The sequence below is a fragment of the Gulosibacter sediminis genome (assembly GCF_023370115.1).
Lineage (GTDB): Bacteria > Actinomycetota > Actinomycetes > Actinomycetales > Microbacteriaceae > Gulosibacter > Gulosibacter sediminis_A.
This window is the reverse complement of sequence record NZ_CP097160.1, coordinates 2334361-2356223: the sequence shown is the minus strand read 5'-3', so window position 1 is coordinate 2356223 and position 21863 is coordinate 2334361. Positions and strand designations below refer to the sequence as shown.

19 protein-coding genes, 1 other RNA gene and 1 pseudogene are annotated in these 21863 nt (G+C 67.1%); 12 read left to right on the top strand and 9 right to left on the bottom strand.

Features of this window, described 5'->3' with window-relative positions; all coding sequences use genetic code 11:
* The first annotated feature begins 75 nt into the window (after positions 1-75).
* Entirely contained in the window at positions 76-966 is an 891-nt protein-coding gene (locus tag M3M28_RS10805; RefSeq protein ID WP_249386468.1) for a LysR family transcriptional regulator, read from the top strand.
* Between the two features lie 43 nt (positions 967-1009).
* Here M3M28_RS10805 and M3M28_RS10800 read toward each other — a convergent pair whose 3' ends face one another.
* Positions 1010-2068 carry a bifunctional NAD(P)H-dependent oxidoreductase/GNAT family N-acetyltransferase gene (locus tag M3M28_RS10800; protein WP_249386467.1) on the bottom strand — a complete coding sequence of 353 codons (1059 nt, stop codon included), beginning with the start codon at positions 2066-2068 and terminating at the stop codon, positions 1010-1012.
* A 30-nt stretch (positions 2069-2098) separates the two neighbouring features.
* Here M3M28_RS10800 and M3M28_RS10795 point away from each other — a divergent pair, with 30 nt between their 5' ends.
* A complete protein-coding gene (locus tag M3M28_RS10795; protein ID WP_249386466.1) occupies positions 2099-2593 on the top strand; it encodes a MarR family winged helix-turn-helix transcriptional regulator in 495 nt (164 codons plus the stop codon).
* Here M3M28_RS10795 and M3M28_RS10790 read toward each other — a convergent pair.
* Complete coding sequence (locus tag M3M28_RS10790) at positions 2570-3148, bottom strand: TetR/AcrR family transcriptional regulator (protein WP_249386465.1); 579 nt, start codon at positions 3146-3148, stop codon at positions 2570-2572. The genes M3M28_RS10795 and M3M28_RS10790 overlap by 24 nt on opposite strands.
* Positions 3149-3221: 73 nt before the next feature.
* Between M3M28_RS10790 and M3M28_RS10785 the strand changes: the two genes are divergently transcribed.
* Positions 3222-3629, top strand: a complete 408-nt coding sequence (locus tag M3M28_RS10785; RefSeq protein ID WP_249386464.1) for a VOC family protein — start codon at positions 3222-3224, stop codon at positions 3627-3629.
* Positions 3630-3660: 31 nt separating this feature from the next.
* On the opposite strand, the gene M3M28_RS10780 is transcribed toward M3M28_RS10785, so the two are convergent.
* From M3M28_RS10780 to M3M28_RS10760, 5 genes and pseudogenes are all read right to left on the bottom strand, one after another.
* Positions 3661-3951 (bottom strand): hypothetical protein, encoded by a 291-nt coding sequence (locus M3M28_RS10780; RefSeq protein ID WP_249386463.1) that lies wholly within the window; start codon positions 3949-3951, stop codon positions 3661-3663.
* Positions 3952-3999: 48 nt separating this feature from the next.
* A pseudogene (locus tag M3M28_RS10775) lies at positions 4000-5288 on the bottom strand (IS3 family transposase).
* A 35-nt stretch (positions 5289-5323) separates the two neighbouring features.
* Positions 5324-5596 carry a helix-turn-helix domain-containing protein gene (locus M3M28_RS10770; RefSeq protein ID WP_249386462.1) on the bottom strand — a complete coding sequence of 91 codons (273 nt, stop codon included), beginning with the start codon at positions 5594-5596 and terminating at the stop codon, positions 5324-5326.
* A 383-nt stretch (positions 5597-5979) separates the two neighbouring features.
* Complete coding sequence (locus M3M28_RS10765; RefSeq protein ID WP_249386461.1) at positions 5980-6696, bottom strand: YceI family protein; 717 nt, start codon at positions 6694-6696, stop codon at positions 5980-5982.
* A gap of 135 nt (positions 6697-6831) precedes the next feature.
* Complete coding sequence (locus tag M3M28_RS10760; protein ID WP_249386460.1) at positions 6832-7758, bottom strand: cation diffusion facilitator family transporter; 927 nt, start codon at positions 7756-7758, stop codon at positions 6832-6834.
* Positions 7759-7866: 108 nt separating this feature from the next.
* Here M3M28_RS10760 and M3M28_RS10755 point away from each other — a divergent pair, with 108 nt between their 5' ends.
* Positions 7867-9222, top strand: coding sequence for a Na+/H+ antiporter family protein (locus M3M28_RS10755; protein WP_249386459.1), 1356 nt, complete (start codon positions 7867-7869; stop codon positions 9220-9222).
* Here the strand turns inward: M3M28_RS10755 and M3M28_RS10750 are convergent.
* A complete protein-coding gene (locus tag M3M28_RS10750; RefSeq protein WP_249388042.1) occupies positions 9219-9764 on the bottom strand; it encodes a cysteine dioxygenase family protein in 546 nt (181 codons plus the stop codon). The two genes, M3M28_RS10755 and M3M28_RS10750, sit on opposite strands and share 4 nt — an antisense overlap.
* A 65-nt stretch (positions 9765-9829) precedes the next feature.
* Positions 9830-9926: signal recognition particle sRNA small type (gene ffs / locus M3M28_RS10745), an RNA gene on the bottom strand.
* Between the two features lie 99 nt (positions 9927-10025).
* Here ffs and pta point away from each other — a divergent pair.
* The 8 genes from pta (at position 10026) to udk (ending at position 21862) form a co-directional block, all read left to right on the top strand.
* Positions 10026-12140: a phosphate acetyltransferase gene (gene pta, locus M3M28_RS10740; RefSeq protein WP_249386458.1), complete on the top strand. Its 2115-nt coding sequence runs from the start codon at positions 10026-10028 to the stop codon at positions 12138-12140.
* A gap of 28 nt (positions 12141-12168) precedes the next feature.
* Positions 12169-13359 (top strand): acetate/propionate family kinase, encoded by a 1191-nt coding sequence (locus tag M3M28_RS10735; protein ID WP_249386457.1) that lies wholly within the window; start codon positions 12169-12171, stop codon positions 13357-13359.
* A 64-nt stretch (positions 13360-13423) separates the two neighbouring features.
* Positions 13424-16543 (top strand): DNA polymerase III subunit gamma and tau, encoded by a 3120-nt coding sequence (locus M3M28_RS10730; RefSeq protein ID WP_249386456.1) that lies wholly within the window; start codon positions 13424-13426, stop codon positions 16541-16543.
* Positions 16544-16545: 2 nt separating this feature from the next.
* Positions 16546-17142: a recombination mediator RecR gene (recR, locus tag M3M28_RS10725; protein WP_125106810.1), complete on the top strand. Its 597-nt coding sequence runs from the start codon at positions 16546-16548 to the stop codon at positions 17140-17142.
* Positions 17143-17220: 78 nt separating this feature from the next.
* Positions 17221-18492 (top strand): aspartate kinase, encoded by a 1272-nt coding sequence (locus M3M28_RS10720; RefSeq protein WP_249386455.1) that lies wholly within the window; start codon positions 17221-17223, stop codon positions 18490-18492.
* A gap of 78 nt (positions 18493-18570) precedes the next feature.
* Positions 18571-19629, top strand: coding sequence for an aspartate-semialdehyde dehydrogenase (locus tag M3M28_RS10715; RefSeq protein ID WP_249386454.1), 1059 nt, complete (start codon positions 18571-18573; stop codon positions 19627-19629).
* Between the two features lie 132 nt (positions 19630-19761).
* Positions 19762-21207 carry a malate dehydrogenase (quinone) gene (gene mqo, locus M3M28_RS10710; RefSeq protein WP_431193870.1) on the top strand — a complete coding sequence of 482 codons (1446 nt, stop codon included), beginning with the start codon at positions 19762-19764 and terminating at the stop codon, positions 21205-21207.
* 1 nt (position 21208) lies between these two features.
* On the top strand, positions 21209-21862 hold the full coding sequence (gene udk, locus M3M28_RS10705) for a uridine kinase (RefSeq protein WP_249386452.1): 654 nt from the start codon (positions 21209-21211) through the stop codon (positions 21860-21862).
* The last annotated feature ends 1 nt before the right edge of the window (position 21863 follow it).

Below are 21863 nucleotides of genomic sequence, written 5' to 3'. Positions count from 1 at the left end.
ACATCGTCGGGTCCGACGTGCTGATGAGTCCAGGACATTGTTGTCATATCAGTGATGAGCAGGAATCATTGACGTGTGGAGTTTCAGCAGATGCGGTATGTGGTCGCGGTGGCCGAGGAGCGCAGTTTCACTCGCGCGGCGGAGCGGTGTCTCGTGGTGCAGTCCGCTCTGAGCCACCAGATCAAGGCGCTCGAACGCGAACTCGGGGTGAGGTTGTTCGCGCGCACCAGCCGCAGGGTTGAGATCACCGCCGCCGGAGAGGCATTCCTGGCGCGAGCACGAGAGAGTCTCGATGCGGCTGAACGGGCGGTCTCCGAGGCGGCGGAGGCGGACGGGCAGATTCGAGGCAGTCTCACCATCGGTGTGATTCCGACGGTGACCGCCATCGATATACCCGCTGCGCTCGGGCAGTTCCATCGGGCCCACCCTGCGGTGCGGATCAAGCTCCGAGGCGGCGGTAGCGATGAGTTCGTCACCGCGATCAGCGAGGGCCGTATGGACGTGGCAGTGCTCGGGCTGCCCGACAGTGCACCCCCGAAAGGCGTGAACGCGCGCGTTCTTGCCAGGGAACGGCTCATCGTCGTCGTCTCCGCCGAGCATTCACTGGTTCGGCGTCGCATACTGCGGTTGGAAGACTTGGCTGATGAGGTGTTCGTGGACTTTCCCGAAGGAACACCCGGACGGCTTCCCTCCGACCTCGCGTTCCAGGCCGCCGGCATCCATCGCGAGGTCGCCTTCGAAGCGATGAGCACCGACCTCATCCTCGACCTGGTCAGGCAGGGCCTCGTGATCGCCTTGCTCTCACCGGCTGTCATTCCAGTCGGCAGCAACGGTCTTCGAATGATCCCGGTGACCGCTGGCCCCACCCGTATCGAGTACCTCGCGTGGAGCAGCTTCAATCCGGCCCCCGCGGCAAGAGCATTCCTCGAAAGCCTGCCGATTCCTCAACCGGGCGACGACAAGTAGGTGCATGGGCAGGAAGTCGAGTGCCAGCCCGTCGGGTTTCGCCTCAAAAGTGCTTGACAAGTTCGACTGTTCCTTCGGGGTTCTCGGCGTGCTGGACGAATCCTTCGCTCGTGTACAGATAGACGTTCTTCGTGCTCCGCGATCCGGTGCTGAGCTCTATACGGTCGCAGGAGCTGGCGAGAGCATGCGTCGCGTGCTGGAGGAGCCAGCGCCCGATTCCCCGCCCGTAGAGATCGGGAACGACGGCGAGTCTGCCGATGTGCCCTGTTCGCGATGCGCGTCGAGCGCGAACCATTCCGATGAGACGACCGTGGAGCCAGAGTCCGACGCTCTCCCAGTCGGTGAGCCAGGCCTGCACGTCTTCGAGGGTCTCGGTGAACGGAGCGAGGTCCAGCGTTTCGTTGCTCAACGCTTCGTCGACCCAGCAGCACCGCTGCAGAACCAGTACATGCGGGGCGTCGTCGGGAGTCAATGGGCGTGTATAGCTACCGGGCAACGGTCCGACTTCGATACCGGGTCGTGCAGCCTCCCGCATGGGCTTGAGTGCGTGAGCTAGTCTGACCAGCTCCTCCAGCAAGCCGTTCGTCGACGCGGTCAGCTGTGCGCTCGGACGCACCCCGGTCGAGTCGATCGTGTCTTTCAGGCGCAGGGCGACGGTCGAACCGAGGGGGACGAGACGAAGCGTCGTTATCACCTGCTTCGCGTGCTGCACGGATCGGGTGCCTGCCGACGTGTTGCCGTAGCTCACGAACCCCATGGGCTTCCATGCCCATTCGCGGCTCAGGTAGTCGAGGGCGTTCTTGAGCGTTGCGGGCATGCCGTAGTTGTATTCAGGCGTGACCGCGATGAAGCCATCGGCCTCGTCGACGATCTTGCTCCACGCTGTGGTGTGCGGGTTTCGATAGGCGCCGAGCGCCGGATGCTCCTCCTCGTCGAAGAACGGGAGATCGAGATCGCGCAACGACACATGCTGAAGCTCGATGTCGAGTGCGTCTGCGCGGGGGATGAGGGTTTGCAGGAGCCAGTCTGCAACCGCCGGGCCCATCGCTCCGGGCCGGGTGCTGCACGTGAGGATCACGACTCTAGGAGACTTCGTTGACATGTAAGCGAGTGTAGATCGTACAATGATTACATGTCAACGAAAAGGATGGGGTCGGCGGCGCCTTGGTTGAGCGAGGATGAGGAAGTCGCCTGGCGCGCGTTCCGTCGCATGATGATCGCCGTGCGGGCCGGTGTGGTGCACGACCTTGCGGCATCGGGCCTCTCGGAGCCCGACTACGAAGTGCTCAGCACTCTGGTCGAAGCGCCGGAGATGACGAGCACACTGCATGCCCAGGCGCAGAAGATGGGGTGGTCGCGGAGCAGGCTCTCGCGTCATGCCGGCAGGATGGAAGCGCGAGAGCTGATTCGCCGTGATCCCGACCCGGCGGATGGCCGCGGCTGTCTGCTCGTGCTCGCCCCCCTCGGGCTCGACGCCCTTCGCGGAGCGACTGCCGTGCACCTGGAATCCGTGCGCCGTCGCTTCGCCGATCGGCTCGACGCGCGCGACCTCCTCGACATCGTGCGAATCTCTGGAAAGCTCGCCCACGCCCCAGAGTTGGGTCTACGACACGTAGGCCGTGAGTAGTCTGTCGAGAACCCTGTGGGACTGCCGGCGAGCCAGGTCGGTGTCATCGTGTTGGGCCGTCCAGAGGGCTGCCTCGTTCATCGCTCCGGAGAGCTGCGCGGTCGATGCATCGAGGATCTCTTCTGCAACTCCTGCCTCACGTAGTGCCTCTCGCAGATGCGTCGCCGAATTCTCCGCGTCGAGCCGGCGCCACTCCTGCCAGCCGGTCACCGCTGGTGCATCGATGAGCAGGATGCGCATGGCGGCCCCGTTCGTGATCGCATCGAGGAACGCGTGCGACCCGGCCCTGAGCTGTTCGAGAGGGTGTGGGTCTGCATTCTCCGCTGCCGCGACGACGGCTCGTGCGACATCGGCTTGGAGGCGGGCGATGACCTCGGCGAACAGTGCGACCTTGTTCCGGTAGTGGTGGTAGACCGCTCCTCGCGTGACCCCGGCGTCCCGGGCGACGTCATCGACGGAGACTTCACTGAAGCCTCGTGCTGAGAAGAGCCCCTTCGCCGAATCGAGGATGCGTTGTGCCGTCTGGGCGGCGTCGGCTGCGGATGCGCGGGGCATGGTCCTCTTCCTTTACGTACAGTGTGCATGTATGCTGGCTTCGTTACATTCATATCGTACGTAAAGGAGTGCGATGTCCGTCACCAGCCTCTATCCCGTGCTCATGTCTCGCGATGTCGACGCCGCGGCGTCCTTCTACCGCGACCTCGTCGGTTTCGAGACGACCTTTGAATCCGACTGGTATGTCAGCTTGCGCTTAGGCGCGTTCGAGCTGGCGATCTTGGCTCACGATCACTCCACGGTGCCGGCCGGATACCGTGAGCTCCCCCGAGGAGTGATCGTCAACCTCGAAGTTAGCGACGTCGATGCCGTCCACAAGCAGCTGGCCGGCAGAACAGAGGTGAACGTGGTGCTACCGCTTCGCGACGAGGACTTCGGGCAGCGGCACTTCATCGTTGCAGCCCCCGACGGCGTCCTGCTCGACATCATCCAGCCCGTGGCCCCCAGTGAGGACTACGCGAGCGCGTACGTGCAGCCATAGAGGCTCCCTTTCGGCGAGACCCTGGGTCCGGTCACCGCAGGTCTCGCCGAAGGGGAAGGAAGAGGGCGAGAATCGCCGCGATGACCGTGTATGCCACGAGGGTCGCAGCGCCGACCACAGGTGAGACCATCGTCGCGGGCGTCAGGGCTGTCTGGCTCGCGATCGCGCCGGTGAGGAAGTCAAAACTCGTCAGCGATGCCGTTGCGCCGCCCGGCAGGAACGGGTAGACCGCATTGACGCCGGGAACCATCTTCAGGACGTACTCGACGAACAGGAAGTAGCCGAGCACGACGCCGATCGCTACGAAGGATGAACGCGCCAACGCGCCGCCCCCTACTCCAAGCAGTGAATCGGCCCAGGTTCTCTGCCGCTACTTTGCGGGTTCGGGCTCCCGGGTGAGGGCCTCGTTGTGCAGCGTCTCGAACTCTATCGGGGTGAGCATCCCGAGGGAGCCGTGGACGCGGCGGTTGTTGTACCAGTCGACCCAGCCGGCGGTCGCGAACTCGACGTCCGCGAGGGTCCGGTAGGGGCCGGCGTGGAAGACGGTGGTGCGGATGCACTCGGTCTTGTAGATCCCGTTGATCGTCTCCATCAGCGCGTTGTCCAAGGCGTCGCCGACGGTCCCGATCGACGGGGCAATGCCCTCGAGGGCGAGATGCTCGGTCAGTCGAATGGCGGTGTACTGAGTCCCAGCGTCGCTGTGATGGATCAAGTTTCATGGTGAGACCGGGTTTCCTTCCCTCTCGCGGTGCCACAGCGCGATGCGCAGCGGGGTCATGACCAGGTCGGTCTGCTTCGAGGTGGAGGCGTGCCAGCCCACGATTCGCTGGGCGAAGACGTCGACGACGAACGCGACGTAGACGAACCCCGCCCAGGTGCGGACGTAGGTGAAGTCGGTGACCCAGACCCGGTTCGGAGCAGGGGCGGTGAAGTCACGATTCAGCAGGTCACCGGCCCGTTTCCCGTCCGGGCCGGGGATCGTGGTGCGGACCTTCTTCACTCGCCGGATACCCTCAAGACCGAGGGTCCGCATCGCCCGGTCCACCGCCCCGCGGGAGGTGCCGGCCAGGCCTTCCTGGCGGCGGGGCAGCGCGACCCACTTCCTACGTCCGTAGAGTCCCTCGGGCGTCATCTGGACCTGTCCGGTGGCGGGGTTGATGGTCCAGGCGAGGTCGCGGATCTTGTCCTCGACCAGGGCGTCTGTGACGGTGCGGGCCGCGATGCTGGCCGGATTCTTCCAGGCCCGGTAGGTGCGTGCAGCGATCGTCAGGCCCTGCTGACGCAGGACGCGGAGGATCGGCTCGACTGCATAACCCTCGGCTCTCATCTCGTCGATGAACGCGCAGATCAGCGGTTGCGAGGGTCGAGCTCCCCCGCGAAGAAAATCGAGGCGCGGCGCAGGATCTCATTGTCCTCCCGCAGCTGCTTGTTCTCGGCCTTCAGGCGCTTGACCTCTGCAGACTCCTCGGTCGTGATGCCGGGGCGGGTCCCGTCGTCGACCTCGGCCTGCGCCAGCCAGCGCCGCACGGACTCGCGCGAGACACCTTCCTGCCGTGCCACTGCGGTGACGGCGGCGGTCAAGGTGGCGTACTCCTGGAGGTGCTCCCTGACGAGCCGCACGCACCTCGCGCGCATCTGGGGATCGATCTTCTTCGGCATGCTGTCCATCCTCTCGGACTCAAACAGCAGCGGCATCAAACCTGGGCCGATTCAGGGCCGGCGTCGAGGCCTTGGTTGGTGAGGTGGTGGCGCAGCTCGATGATGCGGGCGCGGATCTCGTCGGCGATGGCGTGGGGATGCGTGTTTGGGGTGCGGGGTTTGGGGTCGAGGCCGGTGGGGCCTTCCGCGTGGTAGCGGGCGAGGAGGCGGTGGAGGTGTTGTCGGCTGACCTCGTAGTGTCGGGCGGCTTCACTGACGGTCATGGTGCCGTGGACGATGGCGTAGACCGCGAGTTTGTGGGCGTGCATGAGAGCACTGTCCCGGATGTCGCAGATGTCCCGACTCAGGTGTCGCGGATGCCGCGACGCAGCTGTCGCTGATGTCCCGACTCAGCTGGTTTCCGCGTGAAGCTAGGGTGCGGAGTGTCGCGTATGTCGCGCTGCAGGTGTCGCGTTCAGGTTGTCGCGTATGTCGTGAACCTAGACACCCTATCCTCCGCAAAGCTCCGGATATGGGTGCTCATCCCAAACAATCTGCGATGCAGATTGCGAATCCCGCATCCTCCGCAAAGCTCCGGATACGGGATGCCAACCTCAATCAATCTGCTACGCAGATTACAAATCCCGTATCCTCCGCAAAACACGAGCCGCGATGTCTGATGACATCGCGGCTCTCTGCTTGTGAAACGGACCTACGACTGGGTGACGTCGAGGCTGAACTCGAGCTGGCCCTCCGGCTCGACCTCGACGAAGCCGAGGCTCGGCGCATCCACGCCATAGTCGGCGAAGGTGAGTGGCACCGTGCCGACGATCTGCGCCGTGTCGCCGTTCACGACGACCTCGAGCGTCGCCGTCACGGTCTGTGCGACGCCGTGCAGCGTGAGAGTTCCGGTGACGTCGACCGACACGGTTTCACCGCTCGTCACGTCGTCGGGCAGCTCGGCCGCCTCGGCGAGTTCGAAGGATGCGGTGGGGTAGGTGCTCGCCTCCATCGCGTCGTTCACGAAGTAGTCGTCGCGGTTCGAGTTGTCGGTCGCTATCGACGCGACGTCGACCTCGATGGTGCCCTCGGTGAGGGTGGTGCCGTCGATCGTGAACGACCCCGACACCTCCTCGGTGCGGCCGACGACCGTGACGTCGTCGCCCTGCAGTACCTCGTCGACGCGATAGCCGGCATAGCCGCTGTCGACGCTCCACTCGCCCGAAACGTCGTCCGATCCACTCGCGGTCGAGGCCGAAGTCGTCTGCGAGATCGAGGGCTCGGCGACGTCGCTGCTGCCGCCGAACACGGCGCGATACATCGTGGGCGCGAGCAGCGCTGCGGCGATGAGCACCACCACGACGATGCTCGCGACCCAGAGGGTGATCTTCTTGCCTCGGCTCATGGGGGTGCGGGTGGCGTCAGCCATGCGAAACTCCTTCGACACGGCTTGCGGCCGCGGGGTGGGGGGACTCTTCTCTCGTCGCGATCGAAGATAGGCAAGCGTAAAATGCTGCGACTATGCGGATGCTAGGAGTCACCTATGCGGGTTGGCCTCCCGCGCCTACGCGTGCGGCAGCGACTCGTCGCGCCCGTAGCCGCCTGGCTCGAGCTGGAACGTGCAGTGCTCGATGCGCACCTCGAAGTGCTCGCGCACGCACTCCTGCAGCTCGCGCAGCACGGTTTCGGTGTGCGCCTTGTCGAGGCACTCGTGCTCGACCTCGATGTGCGCCGTGAGCACGGGCAGGCCGGTGCCGATCGAAGTGACGTGCAGGTCGTGCACCTGCCGCACGTGCTCGTTCTCGAGCAGGTGCTGGCGCAGCAGGTCGAGGTCGAGGCCCGCGGGCACGGCTTCCATGAGCACCCGCACGCTCCGACGCAGAATCGAGACGGCGCGGGGCAGGATGAGCGCGGCGATGAGCAGGCCGGCGATCGTGTCGACGGTGGTCCAGCCCGTCGCGGCGATGACGATCGCGCTCACGATCACCGCGACCGAGCCGAGCGCATCGTTGATCACCTCGAGGAACGCGGCGCGCAGGTTGAGGTTGTTGTTGCGCGAGCTCGCGAGCACGGCGATCGACGCGATGTTGCCGACGAGGCCGATGATGCCGAACACGAGCAGTCCCTGGCTCGGCACCTCGGCGGGCGCGAAGAGGCGCGCGATGCCCGAGACGATCGCGTAGACGCCCACCGCGAGCAGCACGAGCGACTGCGCGGCCGCCGCGAGCACCTCGGCGCGCCGCAGGCCCCACGTGTGGGTGGTCGACGCGGGCTTGACCATGAGGTTCGCGGCCACGAGCGCAAGCAGCAGGCCGCCCGCATCCGTGAGCATATGCGCCGTGTCGACGAGCAGCGCGAGCGAATTGGTGAGGATCGCGCCGACGAGCTGGGCGACAAACACGGTGGCGGTGATGCCGAAGGCGATCGCGAGCCGGGAGCGGCCCGGGGCCACCGCATCCGACTGGCCGTGATCGTGATCGTGGTCGTGCACCGCAACCTCCGTATATATAAACAAATACTTATATTTCAGAGTAGCTCGCCGAGCTCGCTTCGGCCACCCCGATTCTGCCGCGCGAACGCTGGCCAGTAGGCTGTCTCGGTGAATTCCGTCGTTATCGCCGTCGTCGTCATGCTTGCGCTCTCACTTGCGCGGTTGCATGTCGTGCTCTCCCTCTTTATCGGCGCGGTGGTCGGTGGCCTCGTCGGCGGCCTCGGCCTCGACGGCACCATGCTCGCATTCCAAGACGGTCTCGGCGCCGGCGCGAAGATCGCGCTGAGCTACGCGCTGCTCGGCGCCTTCGCGATGGCGGTCGCGAACTCCGGCCTACCGCGGCTACTCGCGGATGCGCTCATCCGCCGGCTCGAGGGCGACGGGGCGAGCGCTTCGACCCGCACCGTGACGATCACGAAGTACGCCATGCTCGCGGGCATTCTCGCGATGTCGGTCATGAGTCAGAACCTCATTCCGGTGCACATCGCGTTCATCCCGCTGCTCGTGCCGCCGCTGCTCAGCGTCATGAACAAGCTGCGCATCGATCGACGCCTCGTCGCCTGCGTGCTCACGTTCGGCCTCGTGACGACCTACATGTACCTGCCGTTCGGCTTCGGCAAGATCTTTCTCGAAGACATCCTGCTCGGCAACATTGCCAAGGCGGGCCTCGACACCACGGGCATTAACGTCATGGAGGCGATGGCGATCCCGGCGCTCGGCATGGTCGCTGGCCTGCTCATCGCGCTGTTCGTGAGCTACCGCAAGCCGCGCGACTACGAGGACCTCCCGATCATCGGGGCGAACGTCGAAGAGGAGGAGCACCCGACGCCGTACCGCGTGGCCGTGTCGCTGCTCGCGATCGTCGCCTGCTTCGCGACGCAGCTCATCATGAACGCGGTCGGCGCGCAGGCCGACGCGCTGCTCGTCGGCGCGCTGCTCGGGCTCGCGATCTTCCTGCTCACCGGCGCCGTGAAGTGGAGTGAGGCCGACGACGTCTTCACGCAGGGCATGCGCATGATGGCGCTCATCGGCTTCATCATGATCACCGCACAAGGCTTCGCCGCGGTGATGGATGCGACGGGTGACGTCGCGCCGATGGTCACGGCGGTCGAGCAGGTCTTCGGCGACAACAAAGCGATGGCCGCGTTCGCGATGCTCTTCGTCGGCCTCGTCGTCACGATGGGCATCGGATCGTCGTTCTCGACGCTGCCGATCATCACGACCATCTACGTGCCGCTCTGCCTTGCCCTTGGCTTTTCGCCGCTCGCGACGGTCTCGATCATCGGCACGGCCGGCGCGCTCGGTGATGCCGGTTCGCCCGCATCCGACTCGACGCTCGGGCCGACGGCCGGGCTCAACGCCGACGGGCAGCACGACCACATTCGCGACTCGGTGATCCCGACGTTCCTGCACTACAACTTGCCGCTGCTCGCGGCCGGTTGGGTGGCAGCGATGATGCTTTAGCCCGCGCGCACCGGCAGGTCGTAGCGGCGGCGGATGCTCGAGCCGAGCTTGCGAATGTCGGCACCGTACACGTGGATCGAGATCGCAAGAGCGTCGCCCGAGTTCCATACCTCGTGCAGGTCGCCGGGAGGGGCGAAGCCCTCGACGCTGCCCTGCAGGTTCACACCAGTGCCGGTCTCGACGAGGTAGTCGCCGGCGGCATCCTCGACGACGCGGTAGCGCAGCTCCGACTCGTTGCCCTCGTAGACGCCGACGACGCACCACGAAATGTGGTCGTGCACCGGCGTGCGCTGGCCGGGCAGCCAGACGAGCGCGACGATCGAGAAGCTGCCGTCGTCCTCGACGTGCAGCAGGTTCTGCTGGTAGGCCTCGGGGTTGGATGCGCGGGCCGACTCGGGCACGAGGCCGGGCACGTCGAGGTACTGCTCGAGCACGGCGGAGACAGCCTGTGAGGTCGGGGCGGCCGCTTCGGCGCGGGCCACAATCTGGCGGATCTTGCTGATTAACTCTGCGCGCGCATCCGCCGCCGCATCAATCGTCATAGTCACTGCTCTTTCCTGGGCCGTCGCCACGAGCAGGAGCCTACGCCGCTGGCATGACCGGAAAAGTAAAGGACCCCCCGCGCACCCGCCAGAGCCTGGTTACCCTTGCTTCGTTTCCGACCTGGGGGAGTTGGCCTGGGTGGCGCCACGCGGGGAGCCGACTTGTAGTTTACCTGACGGTCGAGGAGGCGCGCACGTCGGGCGGGCCGCTGCGCCGCAACAGCCCAGCCGCCGGTCGCCGGGCGTCGTTACGATGACACCGTGACCGCGAGCATCTACATCACGTCATCCGAAGGTTTTTCCGGCAAGCAGGCCGTTGCACTCGGCGTGCTCGAGACCCTCACGCAGCACAGTGGCCGCGTAGGTCTGTTCCGTCCCGTTACGCAGAGCGCGACCCGCGACGACATCCTCAAGCATCTGCTCGAGCGACTCGACCCGAACCTCGGCCTCACGCCCGAGCTCGGGGTTGGTGTGACCTACGACGAGGTGCATGCCGACGCGACGTCGGCGCTGGGGAAGATCCTCCAACGCTACGACGCGGTCGCGAGCCGCTGCGACGTCGTCGTGATTCTTGGCAGCGACTTCACCGACGTCGGGAACCCGGCCGAGCTCGACTTCAACGCCCGCGTCGCCGCGAACCTCGGCGCGCCCGTGCTGCTCGTGCTCACCGGCCTCAACCCGGACGACCGCAGCGCCCGCACGCCGGCCGAGCTCGCGCAGGTCGCCGCGAGCACGCTGCCAGTGCTCGAGGCCGAGCACGCCCAGCTACTCGCCGTCGTGGTGAACCGCGTCGGCGAAGGTCACCTCGACGAGGTGCGCACCGGCGTGCAGGCGGCAGTGCGGGATGCCGAGGTCGCAGCCACCGCCGAGGTGCCGGTCTGGTGCCTGCCCGAGAATAAGGTCCTCAACGCCCCGAGTGTCGACGAGCTGCGCGCCGCGCTTGGCGCCGAGCTCTACTCGGGCGACGAAAAGCTGCTGGGCCGCGAGGTGCTCGGCATCACGGTGGCCGGCATGTCGATGGAGCACGTGCTCGAGCGCACCTTCGAGTCGGGCGTCGTCGTGGTTGCCGCCGACCGCACCGAGACGATCGTCGCGCTGCTGCTCGCCCAGCAGGCGCGCACGATGCCCTCGCTTGCGGCGCTCGTCGTGAACGGGCCGTTCGAATTCTCGCCGATCGTCGAGTCGCTCATTCGCGGCGTCGACCTTGAGCTGCCGATGCTGCGCACGAATCTCGGCACCTACGAGACGGCGCAGCGCATCGTGAACACTCGCGGCCGTTTCCTTGCCTCAATGGTCCGCAAGGTCGACACCGCGCTCGCCGACTTCGCCGAGTACGTCGACCGGGACGCGCTGCTCGGCCTGCTCGACGTGCCGGAACCGCAGGTGGTCACGCCGCTCATGTTCGAGCACACCCTGCTCGCGCGCGCCCGCGCCGAACGCAAGCACATCGTGCTGCCCGAGGGCAACGACGACCGGATCCTTCAGGCTGCCTCGACGCTGCTCACGCGCGAGGTCGCCGAGCTGACGATCCTCGGCGACGAGCCGAGCATCCGCAACCGCGCATCCGAGCTCGGCCTCGACCTCGCCGAGGCGCACATCGTCTCACCGCAGGACCCGGCCATGCTCGAGCGCTTCAGCGAGGAATACGCGCGGCTGCGCGCCCACAAGGGCGTCACGATCGACCAGGCCCGCGATCGGGTGCAGGACGTCTCGTACTTCGGCACGATGATGGTGCACCTCGGCCTCGCCGATGGCATGGTGTCGGGCGCGGCCCACACGACGGCACACACGATCAAGCCGTCGTTCGAGATCGTGAAGACCCGGCCGAACGTGTCGATCGTCTCGAGCGTGTTCCTCATGTCGCTCGCCGACCGCGTGCTCGTGTACGGCGACTGCGCCGTGAACCCCGACCCGACGGCCGAGCAACTCGCCGACATCGCGATCTCGTCGGCCGAGACGGCGAAGCAGTTCAACATCGAGCCGCGCGTCGCCATGCTGAGCTACTCGACGGGCGACTCGGGCGCTGGCGCCGACGTCGACAAGGTGCGCGAGGCGACCCGCCTCGTGCGCGAGCGCGCGCCCGAGCTACTCGTCGAGGGGCCGCTGCAGTACGACGCGGCGACCGACATGGCGGTGGCCTCGAAGAAGCTGCCCGGCAGCGACGTGGCGGGCCGGGCGACCGTGTTCATCTTCCCCGACCTCAACACCGGCAACAACACGTACAAGGCGGTGCAGGGCTCGGCGGGCGCGCTCGCGATCGGCCCCGTGCTGCAGGGGCTCAACAAGCCGATTAACGATCTCTCGCGGGGCGCGCTCGTGAGCGACATCGTGAACACCGTCGCGATCACGGCGATCCAGGCGCAGGCAGACGCGTAGGCCGCGGCCCCGCGACGAAAGGCAAGACATGACCATCGTGCTCGTGGTGAACTCCGGTTCCTCCTCGCTGAAATACCAGCTGCTCGACATGGCGAGCGAGACGACGCTCGCCGCGGGCCTCGTCGAGCGCATCGGCGAGCCGAGCGGCAGCGTGCGCCACACGAACGCCGACGGGAAGCACGAGCGTGAAGTGCCGATTGCCTCCCACGACGATGCGTTCGAGGCGATGCTCGCAAACTTCGCCGAGCTCGGCCCGACGCTCGAGTCGGCGCCGCCAGCCGCAGTCGGTCACCGCGTCGTACAGGGCGCGCGCCGCTTCTTCGGCCCGACCATCATCGACGACGACGTCGAGCGCAACATCGACGAACTCAGCCCGCTTGCGCCCCTCCACAACCCCGCGAACCTCGCGGGCATCCGGGGGGCGCGCCGGGTGTTCCAGAGCATCCCGCACGTCGCGGTGTTCGACACCGCCTTCCACACGACGATGAGCGACGCCGCGAGCACCTACGCGCTCAACCGCGAGGTGGCCGAGGCGAACCGCGTGCGCAAGTATGGCGCGCACGGCACGAGCCACAAGTTCGTGTCGGAGGCGGCTGCCGACTTTCTCGACCGGTCGCTCGAGTCGCTGCGCACCGTCGTGCTGCACATCGGCAACGGTGCCTCGGCCTGCGCGGTCGACGGCGGCAAGTCGGTCGACACCTCGATGGGCATGACGCCGCTCGAGGGCCTCGTCATGGGCACGCGCACTGGCGACATCGACCCGGCCGTGCTCTTTCACCTGCACCGCAAGGCCGGGTACACGGTCGACGAGCTCGACGACCTGCTCAACCGCCGCTCGGGCCTGCTCGGGCTCACCGGCACGAACGACGTGCGCGATGTCACGCAGCGCGCGGCGGCGGGGGATGCGGCGGCCCAGCTCGGCCTCGACGTCTACGTGCATCGACTGCGGCACTACCTCGGTTCGTACCTCGTCACGCTCGGCGGTGGCGACGCGATCGTGTTCACCGCCGGCGTGGGCGAGAACTCGGCCGAGGTGCGGCGGCGCACCCTTGAGGGCCTCGAGTGGCTCGGGGTCGAGCTCGACCCCGAGCGCAACCAGCTGCCGAACGACGGCATCCGGGTGATCTCGACCGGCGCCTCCCGCGTGACCGTGCTCGTCGTGCCGACGAACGAAGAGGTCGAGATCGCGCGGCAGACGCTCGCGCAAACGGGGCTGTAGCGCCACAGGCGCACCTGTGGATGACCCGGCATGCGGGTCGGTGGCGACCTCTACGATGGAGGGCATGGTTGCTGCCCTGTATCGCCGATATCGGCCCGAGACGTTCGCCGAAATGATCGGTCAGCAACAGGTGACCGACCCGCTCTCGGTGGCGATTCGCTCGGGCCGCATCAACCATGCGTACCTCTTCTCTGGCCCGCGCGGCTGCGGCAAGACCTCGTCGGCGCGCATCCTCGCTCGCTGCCTCAACTGCGCAGAGGGGCCGACGCCCGAGCCGTGCGGCAAGTGCGACTCGTGCCTCGAGCTCGGCCGCGAGGGCGGCGGCTCGCTCGACGTCGCCGAGATCGACGCCGCGAGCCACGGTGGTGTCGACGACGCCCGCGAACTGCGCGAGCGCGCCGTCATGGCCCCGAGCCGCGACCGCTACCGCATCTTCATCATCGACGAGGCGCACATGGTCACCTCGCAGGGCTTCAACGCGCTGCTCAAGGTGGTGGAGGAGCCGCCAGAGCACGTGCTCTTTATTTTCGCGACGACCGAGCCCGAGAAGGTCATAGGCACGATTCGCTCGCGCACGCACCACTACCCGTTCCGGCTGATTCCGCCGGCGCCGATGCTCGAGTACCTCGAGCGCATCTGCGCCGCCGAGGGCATCTCGGCCGAGCCGGGTGTGCTGCCGCTCGTCGTGCGCGCGGGCGGTGGCTCGGCGCGCGACACGATGTCGCTGCTCGACCAGCTCATCGCTGGCACCGAGGGCGAGACGATGCAGTACCAGCTCGCGACGCAGGTGCTCGGTTTCACGGCGCAAGACCTCCTCGACGAGACGATCGCGGCCTTCGCCGACGGTGATGCCTCGGCCGCGTACCGCTCGGTTGACTCGGTGATTCAGTCGGGGCAAGATCCGCGGCGCTTTGTCGAAGACCTGCTTGAACGAGTGCGTGACCTCATCGTGGTGAAGGCAATCGGCCAGGGCGCCGAGGCGGTCTTGCGCGGCATCTCGCCCGACGAGCTCGAGCGCATGCACACGAACGCCGCGCGATTTACCCCGCGCGCGCTGTCGGGCATGGCCGATGCGGTGAACGCGACGCTGTCGGAGATGACTGGCGTGACCGCGCCCCGACTGCAGCTCGAGCTCATGATCGCGCGCGTGCTCGTGGCGCAGCGCGCGGCGTTTGCCGAGGCGGATGCGCCCGGTGCGGCACCGGGGCAGGATGCGCGCGGGCAGCGCGACGCGAGTGGACAGCGCGCGCCCGGGCAGCCGGATGCGCCGGGTCGCGGTGCACCCGCGGCCGATCGCGGTCAGGGGGCCGCGCCGACGCGCGCGCCGCACGACGAACGACCGGCGCCGCAGCGTGAGCCGGAGCGTGCGCCGCAGCGGCGGCCCGAGCCGGAGGCGCCTAAGGTGTCTGCGGCCGAGGCCGCCAAGGCGGCGTGGGCGACGCCGGGTGTGACTGACGCTGGGCCGACAGTGCCGCCGGCTGGTGCCGCGGGTGCACCAGTCTCGCGTGAGGGCGGACAACAGGCAGACGGTTCGCCGTCGCGCGAGCCTGGGCAGGCGCCTGGCGCGCGCGAATCTGGTCAGCAGCGTGCGGATTCCGCTCCGACGCAGGCGAACGGTGCGCCGTCGAGTGGGCCTGGGCAGGCGCCTGGCGCGCACGAATCTGGTCAGCAGCGCGTGAATTCGGCTCCGCCGCAGGCGAATGGGTCTGCAGCGGGTGCCCGGGCCGGGCGCCCCGACGCACCCGAACCTTGGCGCACCGAGCAGCCTGCCGCATCCGCCCCGGCACCTGCCGAATCGGGCCAGGGGTCGACCGGAGCATCCGGTTCGGCGCGAGCCAGCGCGAACCGGCCCGACGCGGGCCAGCCGGAAGCCGGCCAAGGCGCAGGCAGAGCATCCGAGTCGACGCAGACTGGCGCGGGCCAGCGCGGCGCAGACCAAGCCGGCGCGAAGCAGCCCGACGCAGGCCAGGTGCAGGACGCCTGGCCAAGCGTGCTCGAGGCCGTGAACCGTCTCGGCGGGCGCTCGACCTGGTCGGTCGTGCGGGGACTGCAGCCGCTCGGTTACGCCGACGGCGTGCTTGCGCTGTGGTTCCCTAACCGCGCGGTTTTCGACCAGGCGCGTCAGGCTCGCGACGGCCAGCCGTCGCCGAGCGACCACCTCAAGAGCGCGCTTCGTGAGGTGTTCGGCGTCGACATGAAGATCGCCCCGAAGATCGAGCGCAGCCCCGGTCGCGAGTCGGCGGCACCGGCGGCGGATGCGCCATCCGCGCCATCCGACGAGGAACGTCACCGAGGCAGGGCGAGCCAGGCTCCAGCACCGGCGGCAACCTCCGGCGGGGGAGCCACGTGGAACGTCGCGCCGATTCCCGGTGAGCCGCGGGTTGCCGATGACGGCCCGGGCTCGGCCTGGGACGAATTCGCGACCGGCCCCGAGCCGAGCGATGCCGGCCAGCCGAACGACCCGGCGCCCCAGACTGTCGACCCGGTCGATGCCGCGCCCACCAATGCGGGCGAGAACAGAGCGAACGCGGCCAATTCCGGTTCTGACTCCAGCGCTGGATTCGCGACGGCTTCCCAGCCGAGCGCCGCCGCAAGCGCCGAACCCGCGGGCTCTGACGCCGTGAGCTCTGAAGCGGCGGCCGCTGAGCCTGTGCGCGAGGGACACTCGGTCGAAGAGGTCGCGGCGACCGATGCGAGCGAGCGCGAGCACGACGCGACCCCCGTGGCGATGCCCGAGGCGACGCTGCACGCGGCGCCCGGCACCGAGGTGCGCAACCCCGTCGACCCGGCGTCGTCGCGATCCGCTTCAGCCGGAGCCTCGCGGGGCACAGCCGACCAGAACCAAACGCGCCAGGCGAATTCCGAGACGGTAGCCACCGGCGACCAGCAGTCCGGTGCCGAGCCAGCAAGCACCGCACCCGCGGCGCCGAGCTGGAACGTCGTCGCCGTTCCGGGCTCCGAACCCGAGCCCGTTGCCGAACCCGAACCAGAACCCGAGCCCGAGGAACCCGCCGCACCGAAGCATCCTGCGCTCGCGGCGGGCCAGGAGCGCTACGGTGAGTCGGTTATTCGTGAACGGCTCGGCGCGCGCTTCGTCGGCGAAGAGTTGCGGGCCCTGCCGGGGCCGTCGGGCCCGTTCGATGAGGCGCCCGACGACTTCGAAGCGCCGCCAGAGGAGTACTAGGCATGTACGAGGGAATTGTTCAGGACCTCATCGATGAGCTCGGGCGCCTGCCCGGCGTCGGCCCGAAGTCGGCGCAGCGCATCGCGTTCCACATTGTGCAGACGCAGAACTTTGACGTGTCGCGGCTCGCGAAAATCCTGCTCGAGGTGCGCGACAAGGTGAAGTTCTGCAAGTACTGCGGCAACGTCGCGGAGCAGGACGTCTGCATCATTTGTGGCGACCCGAACCGCGACCGCTCGCTCATCTGCGTCGTCGAGGAACCGAAGGACGTCGGCGCCATCGAGCGCACCAACGAGTACGAGGGGCTCTACCACGTGCTCGGCGGCGCGATCTCGCCGATCGACGGCATTGGCCCCGATCAGCTCAACATTCGCGGGCTCATGCCGCGGCTCGAAACGGGCGACGTCGTTGAGGTCATCATCGCGACCGACCCGAACCTCGAGGGCGACGCCACCGCGTCGTATCTCTCCCGCCTACTCAAAGCGGTCGGCCTCAAGGTCTCGCGCCTCGCATCCGGCCTGCCCGTCGGCGGCGACCTTGAGTACGCCGACGAAGTAACGCTCGGGCGCGCCTTCGCGGGCCGACGCGTCATTTCTTAGCTGTATCCACAGCGTCGCCACGCGCATCCGACCGGCTAAGCTGGCCGATGGTGCGCAGCCGCGCGGAAGGGAGCCCCTGTGAGCCTCATTGTGCAGAAATATGGCGGATCGTCGGTTGCCGACGCCGAAAGCATCCGCCGCGTCGCGAAGCGCATTGTCGACACGAAGCGTGCCGGCAATGAAGTGGTCGTCACCGTCTCGGCGATGGGTGACTCCACCGATGAGCTGATCGACCTTGCACACGAGATCACGCCGATTCCCGACCCCCGCGAGTTCGACATGCTCGTCACCACGGGCGAGCGCATCTCGATGGCGCTGCTCGCGATGGCGATCAAATCGATGGGCTACGACGCCCGCTCGTACACCGGTAGCCAGGCCGGCATGATTACCGACGCGAAGCACGGCGACGCCCGCATCGTCGACGTCACGCCGGTGCGCGTGCGCGAGGCACTCGACGAGGGTGCGATCGCGATCGTCGCCGGGTTCCAGGGCTTCAACCGCGACACTCGCGACATCACGACGCTCGGCCGCGGCGGCTCTGACACGACCGCCGTCGCGCTTGCGGCCGCCCTCGACGCCGACAAGTGCGAAATTTACTCCGACGTCGACGGTATTTTCACCGCCGATCCGCGTATCGTGCCGAAGGCGCACAAGATCGATCACATCTCGAGCGAAGAGATGCTCGAGCTGGCGGGCAGCGGCGCGAAGGTGCTGCACATCCGCGCCGTCGAGTACGCCCGCCGCCAGGGCGTCACGCTCGTCGTGCGTTCGTCGTTCTCGAGCGACCCCGGCACCATCGTCTACAACCCCGAAACTTCTAAGGAGTACGCAGTGGAAGAAGCCTCGATCGCCGGCGTCTCGCACGACCTCAGCCAGGCGAAGATCACCGTCGTCGGTGTTCCGGATGTTCCGGGCTCGGCCGCCGCGATCTTCAACATCGTCGCCCAGCAGGGCGCGAACATCGACATGATCGTGCAGAACGTGCAGACGCAGAACGACGGCGTCACCGACATCTCGTTCACGCTGCCGAAGACCTCGGCCGAGCAGGTGCTGCGCGCGCTCGAGGGCAACCACGAGACGCTCGGCTACGAGTCGCTGCGCTTTGACGACCAGATCGGCAAGGTCTCGCTCGTCGGTTCGGGCATGCGCACGAACATCGGCGTCTCGGCGACGCTCTTCGAGGCGCTCAAGACTGCGGGCATCAACATCGACATGATCTCGACCTCCGAGATTCGCATCTCGATCATCACGAATGCGGATGTTGTGCCCGAGGCCGCGCGCGTCATCCACACCGCGTTTGGTCTCGACGGCGACTCCGAGGCCGTCGTCTACGCCGGTACCGGCCGCTAACGCTCCACCCGCGTCGCCACTCAACCCCCTTACTTGGTGGGGCGGCGGGACGTGTGTTGGGCGGTTAAGCTGGTGGGCATGGTCAAGAAGATGAATGTTGCCGTTGTCGGTGCCACCGGTCAGGTGGGTGGCGTCATGCGCCGCCTCCTCATTGAGCGGAACTTCCCGATTGCGTCGATTCGCCTCTTCGCCTCGGCCCGTTCGGCGGGCAAGCAGATCGAGTTCGACGGCGAGCAACTCACCGTCGAAGACGTCGCCACCGCCGACCTCAGCGGCATCGACATTGCCCTCTTCTCAGCCGGCGGCGCCACCTCGCGCGCCCAGGCAGAGCGTTTCGCCGCCGCCGGTGCGGTGGTCATTGACAACTCGTCGGCATGGCGCGGTGACGCTGAGGTGCCGCTCGTCGTGTCGGAGGTCAACCCTGGCGACATCGCGAACCGCCCCAAGGGCATCATTGCGAACCCGAACTGCACCACGATGGCGGCCATGCCGGCCCTGCGCGCGCTCAACGACGCCGCGGGCCTCGAACGCCTCATCGTCACCACCTTCCAGGCCGTTTCGGGCTCTGGCCTTGCGGGCGCCCGCGAGCTTTCGAGCCAGGCGGTCGCCGCCGTGAACCAGGGCGAGGACGCCCTGCTCGGTCTCGTGCAAGACGGGCACGCGGTCGAGCTGCCCGAACCAGAGCTCTACGTGCATCCCATCGCCTTCAACGTCGTTGCCCAGGCGGGCAACTTCGTCGACGACGGCACAGGTGAGACCGACGAAGAGCAGAAGCTTCGCAATGAGTCGCGCAAGATCCTCCACTTGCCCGACCTCCGCGTCGCCGGCACCTGCGTGCGCGTGCCGGTCTTTACCGGCCACTCGCTCTCGATCAACGCCGAGTTCGCGAACGACATCACCCCCGAGCGCGCCACCGAAATCCTCGCCGAGGCGCCCGGTGTCAAACTGCAGGATGTGCCGAGCCCGCTCGACGCCGCCGGCACCGACCCGAGCCTCGTTGGCCGCATCCGTGCCGACCAGTCGGCACCCGAGGGCAAGGGTCTCAGCCTCTTCATCTCCAACGACAATCTGCGCAAGGGCGCAGCCCTCAACGCGATCCAGATTGCCGAGCTCGTGGCCGAGGAACTCTCGGCCTAATTAGCGCATCCGCGAACAATCGCGGGTCACACCAACTGAATAGCGCACCCAAAGCGTGCCGAAGCCCGGGAGTAAGGTAGTTACGTGACGAACCCGAAGATCTACGATGCTGTCCTCATTGGCGGCGGTGTTATGTCGGCGACCCTGGCGACACTGCTCCACGAACTCGAACCCGACTGGTCGATCAAGATCATTGAGCGACTCGACGATGTCGCTCAGGAGTCGTCCGGCCCCTGGAACAACGCGGGTACCGGCCACTCGGCGCTGTGCGAGCTCAATTACACGCCCGAGACCGACGGCAAGATCGACATCTCGAAGGCGCTCACGATCAACGAGCAGTTCCAGGTGTCGCGCCAGCTCTGGTCGACGCTCGTGACTCGCGGCCAGCTGCCCGAGCCCACGAAGTTCATCAACCCCGTGCCGCACATGACGTTCGTGACCGGCGAAGAGAACGTCGAGTTCCTCCGCCGCCGCTGGAACATCCTCAAGGAACAGCCGCTGTTCTCGACGATGCAGTTCAGCGACGACCCCACGCAGATCTTCGAGTGGGCTCCCGCGCTCATGGTCGGCCGTGCGAAGGACGAGAAGGTCGCCGCGACCTTCGTCGAGCAGGGCACCGACGTCGACTTCGGTTCGCTCACGCGCCTGCTTTTCCAGGCAGCGATCGAGAACGGCGCCGTCGTGCGCCTCGGCACCGAGGTTGTCGACCTCCGCCAGCGCCCGGATGGGGTCTGGCAGGTCGCGACGAAGGTCGCGAGCGGCGCCGAAAAGGGCCGCAAGAACGTCACCCACGGGCGCTTCGTGTTCGTCGGCGCGGGCGGCGGCGCGCTGCCGCTGCTGCAGAAGTCGGGCATCCCCGAGATTAAGGCGTTTGGTGGCTTCCCGATTTCGGGCGAGTTCTTCCGCACCGACAACCCCGAGGTCGTCGCGAAGCACCAGGCGAAGGTCTACGCCATGCCTCCGGTCGGCGCACCACCGATGTCGGTGCCGCACCTCGACACCCGCGTGGTTGACGGAAAGGCCTCGCTGATGTTCGGCCCCTACGCCGGCTTCAACACCCGCTACCTCAAGCAGGGTTCCCTGCTCGACATGTTCAAGTCGCTGCGCGTCGACAACATCCCGACCTACCTCGGCGTTGGTGTCACGAACCTCGACCTCGTCACCTACCTCGTGGGCCAGCTCGCCGCGTCGCCGGCGAAGAAGTTCGAGTCGCTCGCCGAGTTCTTCCCCGAGGCGAAGAGCGAAGACTGGCGCCTCATCACGGCCGGTCAGCGCGTGCAGGTCATGAAGAAGAACCCGAAGGGCAAGGGTTACCTGCTCGTCATGGGCACCGAGGTGGTCACCAAGGCCGACGGCTCGATCGCGGGCCTGCTCGGTGCCTCGCCCGGCGCATCCGTCGCCCCGTCGGCGATGATCTCGCTGCTTGAGCGCTGCTTCCCGGAGCAGTGGCCGAGCTGGTCTGAGAAGATCACCGACCTCGTGCCGTCGTACGGCCAGACGCTCAACGACAAGCCGGAGCTGGCCAAGCAGGTGCAGAACGACACCGCGAAGGTGCTCGGCATCGCCCCCGTCGCGTAACTTGGGCCAGCCATTCGTTGTCGGCATCGCCGGCGGATCAGGAAGCGGGAAGACCGCGCTCACGCGCGCCCTCGCCGAACGGTTCGCCGACGATGCCGCGGTGATTTTCCACGACAACTACTACAACCGACAGGATGCGCTGAGTTACGACGAGCGCGTGCTCGTGAACTATGACGCGCCCGAAGCCTTCGACAATGCGTTACTGGTGGAGCACCTCGACGAACTGCTTGCGGGTCGCGATGTCGAATCGCCGACCTACGACTACGCGCAGCACAATCGTTCCGACGTCACGGTGCCGGTGTGCAGCCGGCCGATCATCTTCGTCGAGGGCGTGCTCGTGCTCGCCGACGAGGCGCTGCGGGCCCGCTTCGATCTCAAGCTGTACGTCGACACCGACGCCGATGTGCGCATCCTGCGACGCATCAAGCGCGACGTGCTCGAGCGCGGTCGCACGCTCGAGTCGGTCGAGGCGCAGTACCTCGCGACGGTGAAGCCGATGCATGAGCGCTATGTCGAGTCGTCGAAGCTCTGGGCCGACGTCATCGTGCCCGAGGGTGGGCGCAACTCGGTCGCGCTGGAGACGATCGCCGGCGGCCTCGTCGCAAACCTGCGCGGCCTCGCGCACGAGTCCCTCCGCACCATCGGTGAGGAGTAAG

Excerpts from the sequence above, each read along its gene's own strand:
- M3M28_RS10800 (WP_249386467.1), bottom strand. The coding sequence starts at position 2,068 with ATGTCAACGAAGTCTCCTAGAGTCGTGATCCTCACGTGCAGCACCCGG.
- mqo (WP_431193870.1), top strand. The coding sequence starts at position 19,762 with ATGTCGGCGACCCTGGCGACACTGCTCCACGAACTCGAACCCGACTGG.
- M3M28_RS10785 (WP_249386464.1), top strand. The coding sequence starts at position 3,222 with ATGTCCGTCACCAGCCTCTATCCCGTGCTCATGTCTCGCGATGTCGAC.
- M3M28_RS10795 (WP_249386466.1), top strand. The coding sequence starts at position 2,099 with ATGTCAACGAAAAGGATGGGGTCGGCGGCGCCTTGGTTGAGCGAGGAT.
- recR (WP_125106810.1), top strand. The coding sequence starts at position 16,546 with ATGTACGAGGGAATTGTTCAGGACCTCATCGATGAGCTCGGGCGCCTG.
- M3M28_RS10735 (WP_249386457.1), top strand. The coding sequence starts at position 12,169 with ATGACCATCGTGCTCGTGGTGAACTCCGGTTCCTCCTCGCTGAAATAC.
- M3M28_RS10770 (WP_249386462.1), bottom strand. The coding sequence starts at position 5,596 with ATGCACGCCCACAAACTCGCGGTCTACGCCATCGTCCACGGCACCATG.
- M3M28_RS10750 (WP_249388042.1), bottom strand. The coding sequence starts at position 9,764 with ATGACGATTGATGCGGCGGCGGATGCGCGCGCAGAGTTAATCAGCAAG.
- M3M28_RS10730 (WP_249386456.1), top strand. The coding sequence starts at position 13,424 with ATGGTTGCTGCCCTGTATCGCCGATATCGGCCCGAGACGTTCGCCGAA.
- M3M28_RS10715 (WP_249386454.1), top strand. The coding sequence starts at position 18,571 with ATGGTCAAGAAGATGAATGTTGCCGTTGTCGGTGCCACCGGTCAGGTG.
- M3M28_RS10790 (WP_249386465.1), bottom strand. The coding sequence starts at position 3,148 with ATGCCCCGCGCATCCGCAGCCGACGCCGCCCAGACGGCACAACGCATC.
- M3M28_RS10765 (WP_249386461.1), bottom strand. The coding sequence starts at position 6,696 with ATGGCTGACGCCACCCGCACCCCCATGAGCCGAGGCAAGAAGATCACC.